Source organism: Candidatus Methylacidithermus pantelleriae (assembly GCF_905250085.1).
GTDB classification, from domain to species: Bacteria; Verrucomicrobiota; Verrucomicrobiia; order Methylacidiphilales; family Methylacidiphilaceae; genus Methylacidithermus; species Methylacidithermus pantelleriae.
In genome coordinates this window covers 79,812-96,960 of the sequence record NZ_CAJNOB010000045.1, presented here as the reverse complement: position 1 = coordinate 96,960, position 17,149 = coordinate 79,812, and the positions used below count along the sequence as shown (strand labels likewise).

Annotated in this window: 16 protein-coding genes; 5 read left to right on the top strand and 11 right to left on the bottom strand. The window is 55.5% G+C overall.

Going from position 1 to position 17,149, the window contains the following annotated elements; translation table 11 throughout:
- Positions 1-138 precede the first annotated feature (138 nt).
- The 3 genes from KK925_RS08885 to KK925_RS08875 form a co-directional block, all read right to left on the bottom strand.
- A complete protein-coding gene (locus KK925_RS08885; protein ID WP_174582351.1) occupies positions 139-1,041 on the bottom strand; it encodes a polyprenyl synthetase family protein in 903 nt (300 codons plus the stop codon).
- Positions 1,042-1,059: 18 nt separating this feature from the next.
- Complete coding sequence (locus KK925_RS08880; protein ID WP_174582350.1) at positions 1,060-1,407, bottom strand: hypothetical protein; 348 nt, start codon at positions 1,405-1,407, stop codon at positions 1,060-1,062.
- 176 nt (positions 1,408-1,583) lie between these two features.
- Positions 1,584-2,663, bottom strand: a complete 1,080-nt coding sequence (locus KK925_RS08875) for an alanine dehydrogenase (RefSeq protein ID WP_174582349.1) — start codon at positions 2,661-2,663, stop codon at positions 1,584-1,586.
- Between the two features lie 436 nt (positions 2,664-3,099).
- Here KK925_RS08875 and pstS point away from each other — a divergent pair, with 436 nt between their 5' ends.
- The 5 genes from pstS (at position 3,100) to KK925_RS08850 (ending at position 7,679) form a co-directional block, all read left to right on the top strand.
- Positions 3,100-4,116 carry a phosphate ABC transporter substrate-binding protein PstS gene (pstS, locus tag KK925_RS08870; RefSeq protein ID WP_174582348.1) on the top strand — a complete coding sequence of 339 codons (1,017 nt, stop codon included), beginning with the start codon at positions 3,100-3,102 and terminating at the stop codon, positions 4,114-4,116.
- Between the two features lie 68 nt (positions 4,117-4,184).
- The gene (pstC, locus tag KK925_RS08865) at positions 4,185-5,126 is read left to right on the top strand and encodes a phosphate ABC transporter permease subunit PstC (RefSeq protein WP_174582347.1); all 942 of its coding nucleotides are present in this window, start codon (positions 4,185-4,187) and stop codon (positions 5,124-5,126) included.
- Positions 5,127-5,129: 3 nt separating this feature from the next.
- The gene (gene pstA, locus KK925_RS08860; RefSeq protein WP_236027899.1) at positions 5,130-6,020 is read left to right on the top strand and encodes a phosphate ABC transporter permease PstA; all 891 of its coding nucleotides are present in this window, start codon (positions 5,130-5,132) and stop codon (positions 6,018-6,020) included.
- A gap of 25 nt (positions 6,021-6,045) precedes the next feature.
- Positions 6,046-6,879 (top strand): phosphate ABC transporter ATP-binding protein PstB, encoded by an 834-nt coding sequence (pstB, locus tag KK925_RS08855; RefSeq protein WP_174582385.1) that lies wholly within the window; start codon positions 6,046-6,048, stop codon positions 6,877-6,879.
- A 110-nt stretch (positions 6,880-6,989) separates the two neighbouring features.
- Positions 6,990-7,679: an RDD family protein gene (locus KK925_RS08850; protein WP_174582346.1), complete on the top strand. Its 690-nt coding sequence runs from the start codon at positions 6,990-6,992 to the stop codon at positions 7,677-7,679.
- 290 nt (positions 7,680-7,969) lie between these two features.
- Here KK925_RS08850 and KK925_RS08845 read toward each other — a convergent pair whose 3' ends face one another.
- The 8 genes from KK925_RS08845 to KK925_RS08810 form a co-directional block, all read right to left on the bottom strand.
- Positions 7,970-8,731: a succinate dehydrogenase/fumarate reductase iron-sulfur subunit gene (locus KK925_RS08845; protein WP_174582345.1), complete on the bottom strand. Its 762-nt coding sequence runs from the start codon at positions 8,729-8,731 to the stop codon at positions 7,970-7,972.
- Positions 8,728-10,650: a fumarate reductase/succinate dehydrogenase flavoprotein subunit gene (locus tag KK925_RS08840; RefSeq protein ID WP_174582344.1), complete on the bottom strand. Its 1,923-nt coding sequence runs from the start codon at positions 10,648-10,650 to the stop codon at positions 8,728-8,730. Before KK925_RS08840 ends, KK925_RS08845 begins: the two co-directional genes overlap by 4 nt.
- Before the next feature lie 1,267 nt (positions 10,651-11,917).
- On the bottom strand, positions 11,918-12,619 hold the full coding sequence (locus KK925_RS08835; protein ID WP_174582343.1) for a succinate dehydrogenase cytochrome b subunit: 702 nt from the start codon (positions 12,617-12,619) through the stop codon (positions 11,918-11,920).
- A gap of 211 nt (positions 12,620-12,830) precedes the next feature.
- Positions 12,831-13,259, bottom strand: a complete 429-nt coding sequence (locus KK925_RS08830) for a hypothetical protein (protein WP_174582342.1) — start codon at positions 13,257-13,259, stop codon at positions 12,831-12,833.
- Between the two features lie 689 nt (positions 13,260-13,948).
- Entirely contained in the window at positions 13,949-14,185 is a 237-nt protein-coding gene (locus KK925_RS08825) for a hypothetical protein (RefSeq protein ID WP_174582341.1), read from the bottom strand.
- Positions 14,186-14,342: 157 nt separating this feature from the next.
- The gene (locus tag KK925_RS08820; RefSeq protein ID WP_174582340.1) at positions 14,343-14,525 is read right to left on the bottom strand and encodes a hypothetical protein; all 183 of its coding nucleotides are present in this window, start codon (positions 14,523-14,525) and stop codon (positions 14,343-14,345) included.
- A gap of 554 nt (positions 14,526-15,079) precedes the next feature.
- Positions 15,080-15,775: an HAD-IA family hydrolase gene (locus KK925_RS08815; RefSeq protein WP_236027902.1), complete on the bottom strand. Its 696-nt coding sequence runs from the start codon at positions 15,773-15,775 to the stop codon at positions 15,080-15,082.
- Positions 15,776-15,798: 23 nt separating this feature from the next.
- Entirely contained in the window at positions 15,799-17,112 is a 1,314-nt protein-coding gene (locus tag KK925_RS08810; RefSeq protein WP_174582338.1) for a bifunctional folylpolyglutamate synthase/dihydrofolate synthase, read from the bottom strand.
- Positions 17,113-17,149 lie beyond the last annotated feature (37 nt).

Genomic DNA, 17,149 nt, shown 5'->3' with positions numbered 1-17,149 from the left:
GGTAAACCGCCCGCAAGGAGCCTGCGGACCTATCGGTAGAGGCTTGGGGTCAAAGGACTCCTCGCTACCAAGCCAGGGTTAGGACCCACGCTCTTGTGTCAGCCAGAATAACTCTCGATTTTTTCTTGCCAAGCCCCTTTAGCGATCCCTCTCGAGAAGATGGTGAGCCAATTGGATCCACGGGCTTGCCCGTTCTCCAAAGGGCCGAAGGGCTTCCAACGCTCGGTGGGTGTAAAGCGCAGCAAGCCGGTTTGCTTCCGCAAGGCCCACGATCCTTGGGTAGGTCGCCTTTTGTGATTGAAGATCTTTCCCTGCCGTTTTTCCTAGTTTTTCCTGAGTCTGAGTTACATCGAGCACATCATCTCGGATTTGGAACGCAACCCCGAGGAAACGAGCAAACCGAGTCAACTGTTTCAGTTCCCAGGTTTCCGCATCCGCTGCCATTGCACCAAGTCGCACGGAGACCACGATCAAAGCCGCGGTTTTGCGCCGATGGATCAACCGCAGCTGGGTAAGCGAGACTTCCTTCCCTTCACTTTCCAAATCCCCCACTTGTCCCCCCACCAACGCCCGACTTCCCGCCGCGCGAGCTAGTTCGCCGAGAAGCAATGGGACCGGATACCTCGGAGTTCCCTTTGCGGAAGAGGCAATCTCAAACGCAAGAGCTTGAAGAGCATCTCCGGCCAGGATGGCGATCGCTTCACCAAAGACTCGATGAAGAGTAGGGCGACCTCTTCTCCAGTCATCATTATCCATACAGGGAAGATCATCGTGAATGAGAGAATAGGTGTGAATACATTCAATAGCGCAGGCCCAAGGAATCGCGGGCTCCCAGTGACCACAAAGCGTCTGACATGTCGTTAAACAAAGGATCGGCCGCAGGCGTTTACCTCCCGCAAAGAGGCTATAGCGGATTGCCTCATGCAAACGCTTAGGTTGGCGATCAGCCCGGGGGATCCGCTCATCCAGGGCTTTTTCCACAACCTCCTTTTGCGAGCGCAGGTAGCCCTCCCAGTCGCTAGGGTTGCTGAGCGAGAACACGGGTTGGTCCTTTCCACACTAGGATGCAAACAACAATGGCTGGGGGCTAAGGGAGGTTTCACCAAAGACTACCACAAGGTCAAACTCTTCCCGATCCACCTTTTGGGTTTCCACAGGTACACCCCACTCCTTGAGGATCTCGAGGGAACGAAGTAAAAGTTCTTCATCCTGCCAACAGCCCCGTGGCGGTTCCAAACAGGCTTGAGCAGGTCCCTCGAGGGCAACCGAAACGGACAGTTTCTCTTCTGCGGCTAGACCCGCGGCTACGCGGAGAGCTTCGGCTGGCCGCCCGCTCGTCGCAGGGTTAGCCGTCACTACAATGAGGAGCCTCTTTTTCACTCTCCCCCTCCCTGGGGCTTCCTGCATCGCTTTCCTTTTGGCCCCAAAAACAAGGTCCTCTTTAGCAAAGCCGTTTTTGGGCTTCAATTCCCTAGCCTTGATTGGCGCAAGAAAAATCCTCAAGAGACCTCTCGTTAGGACCGCATGGCAAACCCACCCATGGAAGACTCTAGCCCAACGCTCCCTCTCCCCCACACTCCCACCTATTCACCCAGAACTTCCCGCAAGGAAGACAAAAGAACTTTTCCCTGGTGAATCTGCAAGCCTTCCCGCAAGCCAGGGTCCTTCTCCACTGCCTCCTCTAAGCCCAGCTGAGCAATCCTTTCCACATACCGGAGAAGACGAGGGGCAAACGTCTCCGTTGCGGTCACCGGATAGGCTGCGGGCATGTTTGCCACGCAATAGTGCCACACACCCGCTTCCTCATACACAGGATGAGCGTGGGTAGTCGGTCGGGAAGTTTCAGAGGAGCCCCCTTGATCGATCGCCAGATCCACAAAAACACCTCCACGTACCATGCGGGATAAGTTCCGGGAGTTGAAAACTCGTGGGGCACGGGCTCCAGGAACGTGAACCGTCGAGATGAGGAGTTCTGCCCCTTCCAACGCTTGCAACAACGCTCTTTCCGAAAAAAGAAGAGTCTCTATACCCGCAAGTTCGCCCTGTCGGTGCTCTAAGCGAAAAGGGTCTTGCTCCAGAAGAACCACGTGCGCACCAAGACTTAGGGCGGTTTTCGCAGCTTCCCATCCCGCCGTGCCAGCCCCGACGATCACCACTCTAGCCCGGGGCACTCCAGGAAGCCCGCAAAGAAGCCGCCCGCAGCCTCCCTGGGCAGCCGATAAAAAGTACGCTCCCACCAAGGGAGCCATTTTCCCTGCAATCCGGCTCATCGGTTCCAGGAGAATCAACCGGCCCTGGTAGCGCACAGTCTCGCAGCCAATGGCTGAGACGCCCTTTTGCAGGAGCACGCGAGCAAGTTCTTGGTTAGCCGCCAGGTGCAAAAAGCCAAAAAGGATTTGACCCGGGCGAAACAAGTCCCACTCGAGCGCAAGAGGTTCCTTTACCTTGACCACAAGCTCTGCACGGTCAAAAAGCTCCTGTTTATCCCTTACAATCTGGGCTCCTGCCTCCCGGTAATGCTCGTCTGTCCACCCACATCCTATCCCCGCGTGTTCTTCTACTACAACGATGTGCCCCAGTGAGACCAAACGCGCCACCCCATTCGGGGGAAGACTCACCCGGCGCTCTCCTTCCTTCGTTTCCTTAGGAATTCCAATAACCATGTGTCTTTCCTGCTAGTGTTTTCCCAGGTTTGCCGCCCGCTTCCCTTGCTTTTTTATACGCTTTTTCCGCTTCGACGCGATCCCAATGCGATCATGCTCTCTTTTTCCCCTGCCTAGTCTTTTTTCCCAAGCCTTTTCGCGGGCCAACCTCCTTCCAATGCCTGGGGGGCAAGCCGGGGACAAGCAACCAACGCCGACACGATCGGTCGTTTTGCCCACTTCTTCCCCCCTTCCCTAGAGGAGGGGCTCCCAGGCTTTTTACAAAATTGTCACATACCTAACGGCCCTTTGTCGTGTAAGAAAGAAAGGAAAAGAACGGGGACAGCTCTTTTTTATGCTAGCCCGGGGGTTATAGGCTCATCGGGATTCCGATGCGTTAAGCGAGAAAAGTAGGTAGGGAGCGTAAATCGACCGCAGAAGGAGGAGGAAAAAACCAATGAAAAAGGTGTGGGTTATCATCCTAGTATGTCTAACGTTTCCTTTCCGGTTTGTGAGCGAAGCCTACGGGGAACTCTTGATTAACGGAGCCGGGGCGACCTTTCCGTATCCTTTATATTCCAAATGGTTTAACGAATACCAACACGTAGACCCGACCGTTCGATTCAACTATCAATCGATCGGATCAGGCGGTGGGCAAAGACAAATCTTGGAACGAACGGTAGATTTTGGGGCGTCAGACGCTCCTATGAGCGACGAAAATCTGGCAAAAGCCCCCGGCAAAATTCTCCACATTCCCACGGTGGGAGGTGCGGTAGTGGTCACCTACCATCTCCCAGGCAATCCCAAGCTTAAGCTGACCGGTCCAGTACTTGCGGATATTTTTTTAGGAAAAATTACCAAATGGACCGATCCCCAAATCACCCGTCTTAATCCCACAGCAAAACTCCCGGATGCAGACATCGTAGTGGTCCATCGCTCTGACGGAAGCGGGACGACCTATATTTGGACGGATTACTTGTGTAGCGTAAGTCCCGAATGGAAGGAACGCGTGGGCAAGGGCACGTCAGTCAATTGGCCGGTCGGGCTCGGGGCAAAAGGAAACGAGGGGGTTACAGGACAAGTGAAACAAACGCCGAACTCCATCGGCTATGTCGAGCTGATTTACGCCATTCAGAACCGGTTGCCTGTGGCTGCAATCCAGAACCAGGCGGGGGTTTTTATCGAGCCCACCCTGGACTCGATTACTGCCGCATTCGAAGGGGCTACCATACCGGACGACTTCCGGTTCTCCCTGGTAAACCCTCCGGGCGAAAAGGCCTATCCGATTGCCGGAGCCACGTGGCTTTTGGTATATGCCGAACAGAAGGATCCGCAGAAAGGGAAGAAACTTGTGGAATTTCTGCGGTGGGCACTGACGGACGGGGAAAAAATCGCTAAAAGCCTCCACTATGCCCCGCTTCCAGAAAGCTTACGTCAAAGGGTCCTGGCAAAAATCAACGAAATTACGTATTGAGGAAGGTAACCAAAAAAGGTTTCCCAGTGGCCGGGGGCTCGTAAAGGTTCCCGGCCAGTAGCATAGCTATGTACGGTTTGTTGGGTGGTCTGCCGAAGGCTCGTGTTCACCGCATCGGTGACCGGGCCTTCCGGTTTCTCTGCATGATCGCTGCTTTTTCTGTGTTCCTTTTGATCGTTCTGGTGGGATGGGAAGTTTATCTACAGTCCCGGGTAGCGATTGAGAGGTTCGGCATCCGATTCATTTGGAAGTCCGAATGGGACCCGGTTCGAGAAGATTTTGGAGCTCTCCCGTTTATCTATGGAACGTTAGTGACCTCTCTTCTGGCTCTAGTGCTTGCTTTCCCCGTTAGCGTGGGTACAGCGATCTACCTGACCGAGCTGGCCCCAGTCTGGTTACGACAACCCGTTGCTTCCCTTATCGAAATGATTGCGGCTGTTCCCAGCGTCATCTGGGGATTGTGGGGCCTCTTTGCGTTCGTCCCGTGGCTGCGGGATTATGTCTACCCCGTTCTCAAAAAAACTTTCGGTTTCCTTCCGTTTTTTTCCGGATCCTCCTACGGGCCAAGCCTCTTGGCGGCGTCCCTCATCGTTGCCATTATGATCCTCCCCATCATTAGCGCCGTGGCTCGCGAGGTCCTGCGATCGGTCCCGGACCTCCAGCGTGAGGCTGCCTATGCGCTCGGTGCTACCGGATGGGAGGTGACACGGATTGCCGTTCTTTCCTATGCCAAGCGAGGCCTCATTGGGGCTGCCATTCTGGGGCTTGGTCGAGCGCTCGGAGAGACGATGGCCGTAACGATGGTGGTGGGAAACCGTCCAGAGATTGTTCTTTCCCTTCTCTCCCCTGGGTATACGTTGGCTAGTGTCATTGCCAATGAATTTACCGAAGCTACAACCACGACATACCTAAGCGCCCTTTTTGAGCTGGGCCTCATCCTTCTAGGTCTAACGGTGGTTGTGAACGTTTTGGCGCAAATCTTAATTGAAACCGTCAAAGGGAGCGAGTAACCGGTGGCAGTTCTCCAAGAATCGCAGGGCGTGGACATCCAATGGAAAGAGGACACTCACAGCCGCTGGCGCCGCTATAAAAGTTACTGGATGGCGTTCCTCTGTGCGGCTAGCGCGGTCGCGGTGGTGACCCCGCTCGCCCTCATTTTTTTCTTTCTGGTCCAAGCCGGATGGAGTTCGGTTAACTGGGAGTTTTTTACGCACCTGCCCCGTCCGCCGGGTGAGACAGGTGGAGGGATGGCTAACGCCATTGTGGGCTCAGCAATTCTTTTGGCTGTCGCGACCCTAGTGGGGGCGCCCATCGGCATCTTGGGAGCCGTTTACCTTTCCGAGTTTGGATATGAGAAAATTCACCCGTGGGTCCGGTTCGTAGCAGATGTTCTTAACGGGGTCCCTTCCATTGTGTGGGGCATGACTTTCTATGCCCTTATGGTGGTTCCCTTCAAAGGTTTTTCCGGTCTTAGTGGAGCTATGGCCTTGGGAGCTATGATGCTTCCGATCGTTATGCGTACGACCGAAGAAATTCTTCGACTCATTCCCCAGGACTATCGAGAAGCAGGGATCGCCCTAGGAATCCCGCACTGGAAAGTGACCGTGTTCATCGTTCTCCGTACAGGGATTCGGGGGATTGTAACCGGAGTGCTTGTGGGGCTAGCCCGGGTGGCCGGAGAAACAGCTCCGTTACTGTTTACGGCTTTTGGGAATCCCTACTGGAGTTTCCGCCTGGATCAGCCGATGGCGGCCCTCCCCCTTCAAATTTTTGTCTATGCCATCTCTCCTTACGATGACTGGCACCGGCAAGCTTGGGCGGGGGCGCTGGTGCTTTTGGTTCTTGTCCTACTTACCACAACAACCGTTCGGTTTTTGGGAGGGAGGTTAGCTCGATCCGGATAGATCGCCCATGCCGCTACCAAGCTTTATGCACCCACCGAAAACTTCCCAGATACCTCAAGCTGTCCCATCCACTCATGAGGAGTCACAAGCGTCCCACCAAGAAGGAGTAGCCTTCGATATCCAAAACCTTTCGGTCTGGTTTGGAAAACGACAGGTCCTTTTTGACATCACGCTTTCCATCCCAGCACGCCAGGTGACCGCCATCATTGGTCCCAGTGGTTGCGGCAAAACGACTTTTCTGCGGACGCTCAATCGAATGCACGAGCTAACACCCGGCGCTCGGCTAGAAGGAAGGATTCTTTTTTTTGGTCAGGACCTCTACTCGCCCAACATCAACCCCACGGTGGTGCGTCGGAAAGTGGGGATGGTTTTTCAGAAGTTTAACCCTTTTCCCACTATGACCATCGAAGAGAATGTCTTAGTCGGGCTTCGACTCAATGGCGTGCGCGACCGCAGGATTCTGGAAGAACGGTTGGAACAGTCACTCCAGATGGCAGCGTTATGGGACGAAGTCAAGGACCGGCTTCGCGCACCCGCGACCAGTTTATCAGGCGGCCAGCAGCAACGTCTTTGTATTGCGCGCGCGCTTGCGGTCGCTCCGGATGTCGTTCTCATGGACGAACCTTGTTCCGCTCTTGATCCGCTCGCCACAAGGCAGATCGAGGAATTGATTGTGCAACTCAAAACGCGCTACACCGTGGTAATTGTGACCCATAACATGCAGCAGGCCGCTCGGGTCTCCGACTACACAGCCTTTTTCTTTATGGGGAAGCTTATCGAGTTTGACCGGACTGGAAAGCTGTTTACTAAGCCCAGCCAAAAACAGACGGAAGATTACATCACGGGCCGGTTCGGATAATCGCAAGTTGTTCCTTCACGAAACAAAGCTATAGTTGGAGGTAAGCCATGCGAACCTGCATGGGAAGCAACGCCTCCTAATCGAAGGGAAACACAAAAAGGAGGGAGCTTGTGGGAGAGGAAGAGACTCCTCCTCAAACCGGTGAGCTCGGAGCGGAGATCCCTTCGCGCTTTTATCTGGCGAAAGAAGGGCAGCGACACGGGCCATTTTCCCTGGAGGAGGCAAAGAAACGGCTTCAGGAAGCGCTTTTTGGCGCGGATGATCTTGCGTGGTATCCGGGTTCACCCGGTTGGAAACGGATCGCAGAAATCCCTTGGCTTGCCGAGGCCGTTGTCTTGGAAACCCCACCACCGGCTCCGGCCAAAGCCGCGGGCGGGCCCCCTCCGGGGGTTAAACTGGCCTCTCGTCTTTCAAGATTCGCAGCAGGTGTGCTGGATTTGGCCCTCGTCAGCATCGCAGCTCGATTGGCCGAGCCAGATCTTGGCAGTGATCCTGCCGTATCCAATTTTCTTTTCCTCTTTTACCTGACGATGTTGCTTCTCCTTTTGTGGGTTTATTCTACCGTTGCAGAAAGCTCTTCGTACCAGGCTACGCTGGGGAAGTGGCTCCTAGGACTCAAAGTGATCAACACAAAGGGAGATCGGCTTTCTCTCGGGCAGGCTGCCATGCGTTCCCTGGGGAAACTCCTCTCTTTGGTCCTTGTGGGACTGGGATTCATTCCCATTCTTTTTACCCCGAACCGGCAAGGCTTACCCGATTGGCTAGCCAGAAGCTATGTCGTGGAGGAAAAGCGTCCTTGACCCGGGCCGGACAACGCTACTGAATGCGCAGGAGGAAACAAGTCATTGGTTCGCCCAAAAAAGCTAGAGTAGCCTCGCGCAAGCAAGTCCCAGAGCATTGCCAGTAAAAAGGTTTCCTTTAGGCCCCCTTTTGACAGCCATCGCAGCCTCCGAGGTGTTTTCCCTTTTTGGGGCGATTCCCCGAACCAAGAATCCTGCCCAATGCACCTGTGGCGCACTACGGAATCCAACGGGATCAAAAATCCCCTGATCAATAAGTGAGGCTCACCGGGTCGGTCGCCCGGAAAGGCTCACGTCCCGCTCCCAAACACTTTGCGGAGTTTTGCTCTCGCATACTCCCAGTGGGCCCGAGCGATCGCCTCCACGGAAATCGACTTGGGGCAGACGCTTTCACAAGCGCGCGTGAAACTACATGCACCGAACCCCTCCCTTTCCATTGCCTCGATCATCCCCATGGCCCTGCGATCCCGCTCCACTTGTCCCTGTGGTAAAAGAGAGAGATGAGCGAGTTTGGCTCCTACAAAAAGCAGAGCCGATCCGTTCTTGCAAGCAGCCGCGCAGGCTCCACAACCGATACAGTGTGCAAAATCAAACGCTCGTTCCGCTACCTCATGGGCTACAAGATAGGTATTCGCCTCGGGAGCTTGGCCTGTGGAAACCGATATATATCCCCCGGCTTGGACAACACGATCCAGTGCAGACCGGTCGACCACCAAGTCCTTGAGGATGGGAAAAGCGGTCACCCGCCACGGCTCAATCGTGATCGTTTGACCGTCCCGAAACTCTCGCATGTAGAGCTGGCACGTGGCAATGCCACCCCTGGGTCCATGGGGGCGCCCGTTGATCACCAGGCCACAAGCCCCGCAGATGCCCTCGCGACAATCGGATTCAAACGCCACGGGATCTTCTCCACGCCGGAGAAGATTCTCATTCAGTTGATCGAGCATTTCGAGAAAAGACATATCCGGTTCCACTCCTTCCACCTGGTAGGTAACCCATCGCCCCTGGCTGCAAGGATCTTTCTGTCGCCAGATCCGCAAGACAAACCTCATTGATAGCTTCTTGCCTCCGGTACCGTGGACTCAAAAACTAAAGGCTCTATGGCTCGAAGCGGCACCTCGTGATCCCCCCGGTAAAACCAAACAGCCACATGGGCATAATGAACATCATCTCGAATCCCCTGCCCGTTGGAATCTTGAAACTCCTCACGAAAATGACATCCACAAGATTCCCTTCTTTCCAGCGCATCCCAGCACAAAAGTTCAGCCAGTTCCAAGAAATCCGCTACCCGCCCTGCATATTCCAACGCTTGGTTAAGCTCCTCGCCCTTTCCGGGAACAATGGCCTCCCGCCAAAACACCTCTTTCAATCGCCCAATCTCCGACAAAGCCTTTCGCAGGGAATTGTCCGTGCGAGTAATTCCGCAATGGGCCCAGAGAAGTTCTCCAAGCTCACGGTGAATCTCAACGACCGGCCGCCGTCCCTTTAGCTCAAGGAGTCGCGTGATTCTTTGGCTGCATCGCCGTACCGCGTCGGTAAAGACCGCATGGTCTTCCCGGAGGCCTCCAGGCTGGTGAGATGCGAGATAATCCCCCACCGCATAGGGCAAGATGAAATATCCGTCCGCCAGTGCCTGCATGAGAGCACTGGCACCCAGCCGGTTGGCACCATGATCCGAGAAATTGCACTCCCCAATGGCAAAAAGGCCTGGAAGGGTCGACATAAGCAAGTAGTCTACCCACAGACCTCCCATGGTATAATGGACAGCGGGATAGATACGCATCGGCGTTTCATAGGGGTCCTCTCCCGTGATTTCCCGGTACATGGCAAAAAGATTGCCGTACCGCTCTTCCAGGGTCTTGCGACCGAGCCGAGAAATCGCTTCCGAAAAATCAAGATAGACTCCCTTTCCCATCGGACCCACGCCGCGCCCTTCGTCGCAAACCTGTTTGACTGCCCGGGAAGCAATGTCTCGGGGAACCAAATTGCCGTAGCTAGGATATAAGCGCTCAAGAAAGTAATCACGATCCTCCTCCGGAATCTGGTTGGGCCGGCGAGAATCGCCCGGTTTTTTCGGCACCCAAACCCGGCCATCGTTCCGGAGAGACTCCGACATAAGCGTGAGCTTGCTTTGATAGCGTGCTACTGGGGGTAAACAAGTTGGATGTACCTGAACGAAACAAGGGTTGGCCATACCGGCACCCTGCTTGTAGGCACGCCAGATCGCGGTGGCATTGGCACCCCGGCCGTTGGTTGAAAGAAAATAAAGATTTGCGTACCCGCCCGTGGCCAGCACCACCGCGTCCCCGGCGTGAGCGGTAATCTCTCCGGTCAGAAGATTTCGGGTAACAATGCCACAAGCCTTCCCCTCGCACACGACAAGCTCTAACATTTCGCTCCTGGGAAAGATCTCGGCACGTCCTAGCGCGACCTGCCGGCTTAAGGCCTGATAGGCTCCTAAAAGAAGCTGCTGCCCTGTAGCTCCTCGAGCATAGAAAGTCCGCGAAACAAGTGCACCACCAAACGAGCGGTTCGCAAGAAGCCCTCCATACTCTCGTGCAAAAGGAACTCCCTGAGCCACACACTGGTCGATAATGCGAACCGAAAGCTCTGCGAGCCGGTAGACATTGGCTTCGCGGGAGCGAAAATCGCCCCCTTTTAGGGTTTCATAGAAGAGACGCCATACGCTATCCCCGTCGTTGCAGTAGTTTTTCGCCGCGTTGATCCCTCCCTGGGCAGCCACGCTATGGGCTCTCCGAGGACTATCGTGTAAGGTAAAAACCCGGACCTGGTAACCGAGTTCTGCCAAGCTTGCGGCCGCAGAGCTCCCTGCAAGCCCCGTACCTACCACAAGAATCCGGTATTTTCTCCGGTTCACTGGCGAGATGAGCCGCAGGTGGTCCTTACATCGAGTCCACTTCTGGCTCAAATCTCCTTCCGGGATGCGACTCTTGAGCAACGGAAAATTCACAGTGTGCCTCCGGCGCGGAAGTCCTTGACTTCAGCGGGGGGAGGGAACACCCATATCACCTGTTGATCCATACTTCTCTAATACACTGCATGAAACGGACCCTGCCAAGCCGGCTTTTGCCCACGCCAGAACTCGTCCAGCCCTTGCGGCCGCGATGCGCGCTTTCCCTTCGGGGACAAACGAGCTTGCCGGCGCGTGGCTCCCCCGGAGGGAAAAAGGCAAACTCCATCTTATTGCAAAAACTCTTTTACGCTGAAGTACGCACCCGATTTCGCCTGCCGCGCGCCCAAAATCGCGGTGCGCTGCATTTCTCAAGTGTGCCTAGGATACAAGCGCACCACACCGCTACGGCCTTAATTTGAGGACGTTCCGGTCTATTCCATTCAAACCGCGTCTCCTTAGTTACCAAGGTGTTACGCGCGTATCGTTCCTGACGCTTTCTGGCCACATTGGTCTTCCCTTCCTCATGAGCGCTTATGAGGCCCAGCCATGGTGGATGGCAGGCGACAGTTGGACTTGGTCCTTCGCAAGGACGGCAAATGGTTTTTGCAGGTGACCGTCGATGGGCCGGACAGGAGAAAGACGCCTCCGACAAGTTTTGTAAGGGTAGACCCGAGAGGGGAAAATCATTGCCATGGGCAGCGACGGCCGAGCAATCGTACGGTTCGCACTACGGAAACCCACCGTCTCTAAACCCAGAAACCTTCGCCGATCGCTCGAAAAGGCTGCACTACGAGGAAAACGTCAAAAACGGTGGCCCAAAGAATCAACTTCCTTTCGGGTCGGAAGACCCGATCTTGCAAAGACACCTATCATGGGATTTCCACAAAGCTCCTTACCAAGGCCAAAGACAGCCGGCATGGTATGGCTCTGGAAAATCTTTAGGGAATACCCGCGAAGGCACGGTTTGGCAGGCAGCAGCCGGCGACAATGGGCGGTTGGGTATTTCGCTACCAAGCTTCGGAGATTCTGTCGGATGCAAAGCCAGGCAAGCTGGCGTGGAACGCATAGTGGTCGATCTCCTGTAACACTACCCAGAGAATCCTCTCCAAGCGGGCACATCGATTAAACCCATCGCTTGTAGCAAACCCGAGTTCCGATGCGTGGCCTGTGGATAGACCACGCGGATGTTCACACGGCCTGGAACAACCCTCCTCGGGCTAAGGCACTCGCCAACGTGCCGAACGTCTGGGAACCGCATGGTGAGTATCTTGCTGCGTAGGAGACAGACAAGCCTTTTGACTGTCAGCCGGGAGCGGTTAACCTTTTAGCGGACCAGACCCAATAACACAGCAAGCGGAACAAGTGAAAACCCAAGACAAACTCCGAGGGCTATGACCTTGGCTAGGAGTTCAATCCTGGCGATCGAGCGTGCCCGCACAATCCCCGTGGTGTGAAAGATGCTCCGGACTCCGTGCCGCACATGAAAAAAAAGAATCCCCATGGCCAACAAGTACGTGACCGAAATTAGGGGTTGGCGAAAGGCTCTCACAACCATGGCGCGCACATCGGGGACGGCCCGTCCTAGCTCGGGTAGGTAGGACCAGAAAGTTCCGTAAAAACCAAACGGTGGGCCGTGCCAGGTAAAATGGTAAAGATGGAAAAGGACAAATAGGCCAACTAGCAAGCCGGTTGTCATCATGGTCCGAGAAGCCAATGTAGTTCCCATAGGGTCATGCATCGCATAGGACCCAGCTCGAGCCCGGCGATTGGAGGACCAAAGGGAAAAGGTCGCCCACACATGAGCTAAAGCTGCTCCCAAAAGAAAAACTCTTCCTGGCCAAAGAAGCCATGGGCGGCTCTTAATCCCCCACGCATAGCGATCCAACCAGGAGGCTGGCCCAAGGATTAAGAGATTGCCCAGCATGTGGACGATCACAAAACCCACAAGCACAAGCCCACTCGCCGCCGCAATCCACTTAAGCGTAATCGTTTGAGCGCTCCTACGGGCTTCTCGAATGCGTGCCACCTTTTACCCTACGCTTAGGCTCGGGTCGGGGTCAACGTCTTCCATGATTGACGCCGCCCCTCCTGTCCTCAAAGTCCTCAGGATACCCTATCCATACTCCGCATGGGAACGCTTCCATCCGGGTCTTAGGAGCGAAAAAGAGAGGAGAACCCCCCAAAACGACCATCGCCATCCCGTTTGGCCCAAAGAAAACCCGCCGAACAGTAGAGAATTACTCCGACAGGTCGCCCCAAACCGTTCGTAAAACCGTAGACAACCCTTCCCCTACCAGGGAAGATCGTCCGAGGTGCCGGCCGAACAGTGCTGCCGACGATTCGCGTGTCGAGGTTTCACCGACAAAGGCCAGGAAACGTCCAATCCCGCGTTTTCGGGGACAAAGGCGCGGGAGGCCCTCAATGCCTCCCAACTGGGCTTGCGCTCCTTGCGTTGCTTTGACTTTCTTCCCGAACCCTCGCCAGAGAAACGACCAGAGACGCTTCGCCTGGGCACGACTGGCTCTCGCACGGATGGGCGTTCGGAGAGTCCCAACCCTCTCCGGGCGAGGGCACAAGGCCGCGCCCTGGGAAAAACTTGTACCATGACAGTGCGCGTGGTTGACCGCACCCATCACAGCTGTGTAGGCCTGGTCGACGTCGATCACGTCCACTCGGGCAGCAAAAAAGCCGACGTGAGCTATCGCGATCGCCTTGCCGGCAGGCGAAGGAAAAGAGCGAGCGAGCCCGAAGAAAATCCACCAACTCGAGCTTGAGTTTTCGGTTGCGAAGATCCAATTGTTCGATCACAAGCGGCCTGCCCGATTTGGCGCTAGGCCCGGGTGATCTCTTTTCACGCACACACAAAAATCGCTTTGGCTTGCTCCTTGCGTCTCCCATAGAGCTGCAACCCAATCCGGCGGGTTCTTACGAGATTGTCAAAAGCAATCCGTTTTGGCCAAGGCGAGATGATCCTCGTTTCGTGTCGATGCCGACCGCTCCGGTAAGGCGGCGTGTCACCAAGGAAAGAGATTGCGCCTCGACGCTCGGAAAGACCCGCCACCGCTTGCTGTCCCGCACGAAGCGGTAGCTTTACCGCAAATCCCTCCCGCTTCCGGGGAAGTTTTACTCTCTTGCTCGGCGCCACCACCATCCCGCTGGCAGAGGAGAACCTCGAGGATCGCCTCCTGGCCGTAGGCTAAGCACACGCCCTTTGAAAAACCAGCTTTTGGCTCGGGTTCCCCCGTCCGTCCGGCAGCTGCGACCGCAAGCCGATAGGCTCCCCTCCGGGGAGACCATGGCTTAGCAGGACGGGTTGCTCGTGGTCCCGTCTTCGACCCGAGCGACATCGAACTGGCTACTCCGCTCCGCCTGCCAGTCCCTCTTTCCAGTCCGCATAGTGGGCGTGTCCTTTTTCTCCCAACAATAGCTCTGTCCGGGAAGAGGCGGGCGCGACCGGAGAGAGACAGGCATCCGCTGGCGACGTCGGATCGGCCAGGAGCGCGTCAAGCTTCGTTCCCAGAATGGGTAACCCCTGCTTTTTTTCGTCCAAAACGTTCGATCGCCGCTTCTTTTCCTCGAGTTTGCGGATCACCGTTTCCGGTCTTCCGGATCCATTCCTTAGCTTCCTCCATGAGCTCGGGCCGCCTTTCACTCATCCCAGGGATCTTTCCTTTGAGCACGGACCCGGAGGGCATGGAACTCTGGGACGGCCAAGCCGAACCGCGGCAGGAACAATCGCTTACGTCTCTTTAGCGAGATACGAACCCGCATCTGGCAGAAAAACTCCGCTCCACCCGTCCATAGACCACCGCATAGGCGCTAAGCAACGCCCCCTCTTCGATCGTCACCCGGGAACCGGGCCTGGTAAGCGAAAACAGGGAGCTTACTCCTGCCATCGCTTCGAGCGTCTTCTTGGGCGCGATTCTGCGCACATCTCTTCTGGTAAAGCCTCACACACAGCGAAACGATCTTTTCATGCAGGTCGCGTATACGATATCGTCGGGCATTTCATTGGGATCCATCACGCGGATGGATCGACTCTAGCCGGCCCATGCCGCTTCCCGGTACTTGAAGCCGAAACGCATCAGCTGGAGGCGGTGCTCGACCAGGACAGCGCCGACCTTCGGATCACAGACCTGCCCAACGACCCTTCTCCGATCGCCCTTCATCCCGGAGCCTACCTCCTTGGACGGCCTTGACGATGTGCAACGGTTTGCTGGAGAGCCAACTCGGAGAACCCAAGCCAGTTGTCTGTCTTAATCCGCTCTTGGATCGGCGCTTGCACACCCGCGCGTTGAGGGCCACGCCATCGGATGGTGCCGCCTCCCCATGCACGACGACCGACCCGGTCGGCAACTCTTTTACGGGAAGAGGCAAAGGCCCCTCCTTATCCAACCGCCAAGCCGTGCTCTAGCCAACACCCTGCCGCCTCGCCCACGTAGTGAATTTCGTTCTGATACACTGCTATGAACAGCTTTATGTGTCTTTATATCCCTTGCTCTTGGCAAGCCGTGCGCAAAAAGTCCACGAGATCCCACAAATCGCGTTCCGGTCGACGGATCCAAAAGGTTTGCCAGCCCAGGCCTTTCGGGACCTCTACGTCCCCGTGGGGGTCATCCCCCACGAGCATAACCTCGTGGGGTTCGCAATGTACTTTTTTCAAAGCTCTACGATAAAACTCAGGGTCAGGCTTGGCGGCCCCTAAGCGGGAACTGACCCATACATGGGAGAAAACTCTCAATAGACCCAAGCCCTCCAAAACAGGAGCCAACCGGTCATCCCAGTTCGAAAGGACCCAAAGGGGATAGATTTCGCGAAGAAGGCTAAGAACTTCGGGCACCTCAGGGAAAACACGCCACTGATCCGGCCGCGCAAAAAGTTCATACAACTCCGCAAAATAGGATTCAAAAGGAAAAGCGGGACCCACTGAAAAGTTCTCAAGGACCCCGAAGACAACCTCCCTCCACCAAGTTCGATCCTCTCCGTCCTGAGGAACCGATGCCGAAGGTCTCCACTGCATCCTTGCAAAAACCTCCTGGAAAGCTTTTTCAACTTGCTTGGGTTCCAGGTACACGCCGTAGTGATGAGCCACCCTTGCATAGGTGTGTCCGATGGGACGCGCCGGTCGAATGAGTGTGCCTACGGCATCAAAGAAAATCCCTTTGAGTTTCAACGGCATCACGTTTTCCAACCAAAATTGCCTTCCTAGCGTTGCGGAGGGCTCAAAAGCTCATTCCAGCTAAATTCCTTCTCCCATCCATAGAAATCTGCCAGTACCTCACCCACCAGATAAAACGATCCAGTCAAAAGAACCGGTTCCCGATTCCTTTCAAACAGTTTCACGGCAACGCCTCCCCAGCTTTCTGCCACTTCTACGGGTACCGACGGAAAGTGCTTGGCGAGCAGGTGGGGTTCCATCCCTCGTTCCGTTGGCGGTTTGACAACCGTGACACGAAAAGCTCCGGACTCAAGCTCCTGCGCTATACCTGAAGCATCCTTGTCCGCCACAACCCCAATACACAAATGGTAGGGAATCGAGCCAAAAACCGCTTGCCAGGTCGCACGCACAGTTCGGGCAGCTGCGGGGTTGTGGGCTCCATCCACCACAAATGGAGGGTTTTCCTGCAAAACCTGAAAGCGACCCGGCCAGGGCAACTGTTGGAGTCCCTCCTTGAGCGCCCGATCCAAGAGAGATGCCGGACCGAAGATACCACGCTGACACAAAGCGACGACGCAGGCCGCATTGCGAACCTGGTGCTCTCCCACCAGCCCAAGGGTATAGCTTTGCTTTCCAATCCGAGCCTCCTGGTTTCGGAGATTGACCTGCAAAAGCTTCCAGGGGACTTCCTCTTCTATTGGGATGAACGTAGCTCCCAACTGGTTGGCCCGTTTCTTTACCACACGGCGCGCTTCCTCCCTCTCTACCGCAACAACCGTCGGGATCCCTTCTTTGAGGATCCCTGCTTTTTCCCGAGCAATCTCTGCTAGGGTATGACCCAAGTAGGCCTGGTGATCGAAATCAATCTGGGTGATGACACAAGCTACCGGGACCACCACATTGGTGGCATCCAGACGCCCCCCCAACCCAGTCTCCCAAACGACCCAATCCACTCGTTCTTCCGCAAAGTAAAGAAGAGAGACAGCTGTAAGAATTTCAAAGAAAGTTGGCTCAATAAGACCATCCTCGTCCTCTCGAGCTTGCGCCGCGCGCAGCACTTCCTCCACAAGAGCCGCAAACCGCTCCTCGCTAATCTTGGAAAAATTAATCTGAATTCTCTCGCGAATACTACAAAGGTGCGGGGAAGTGTAGAGTCCTACTCGGAAACCCGCACGCTGGAGGACGGAAGCCAGAAACGCTGCGGTCGAGCCTTTCCCATTGGTGCCTGCAATGTGGATGAATCGAAGGCAGTCCTGGGGGTTACCCAGCCGGCGGACCAAACGCTGCATGTTAGTAAGACCGAACTTCGCTCCTCCCTTGCGAACCGAGCCTAAAATCCGGAGTGCTTCTAAGTAGTCCATGTCATCCTCCCCACCGAGAAAGGGACCAAAGGGTCTA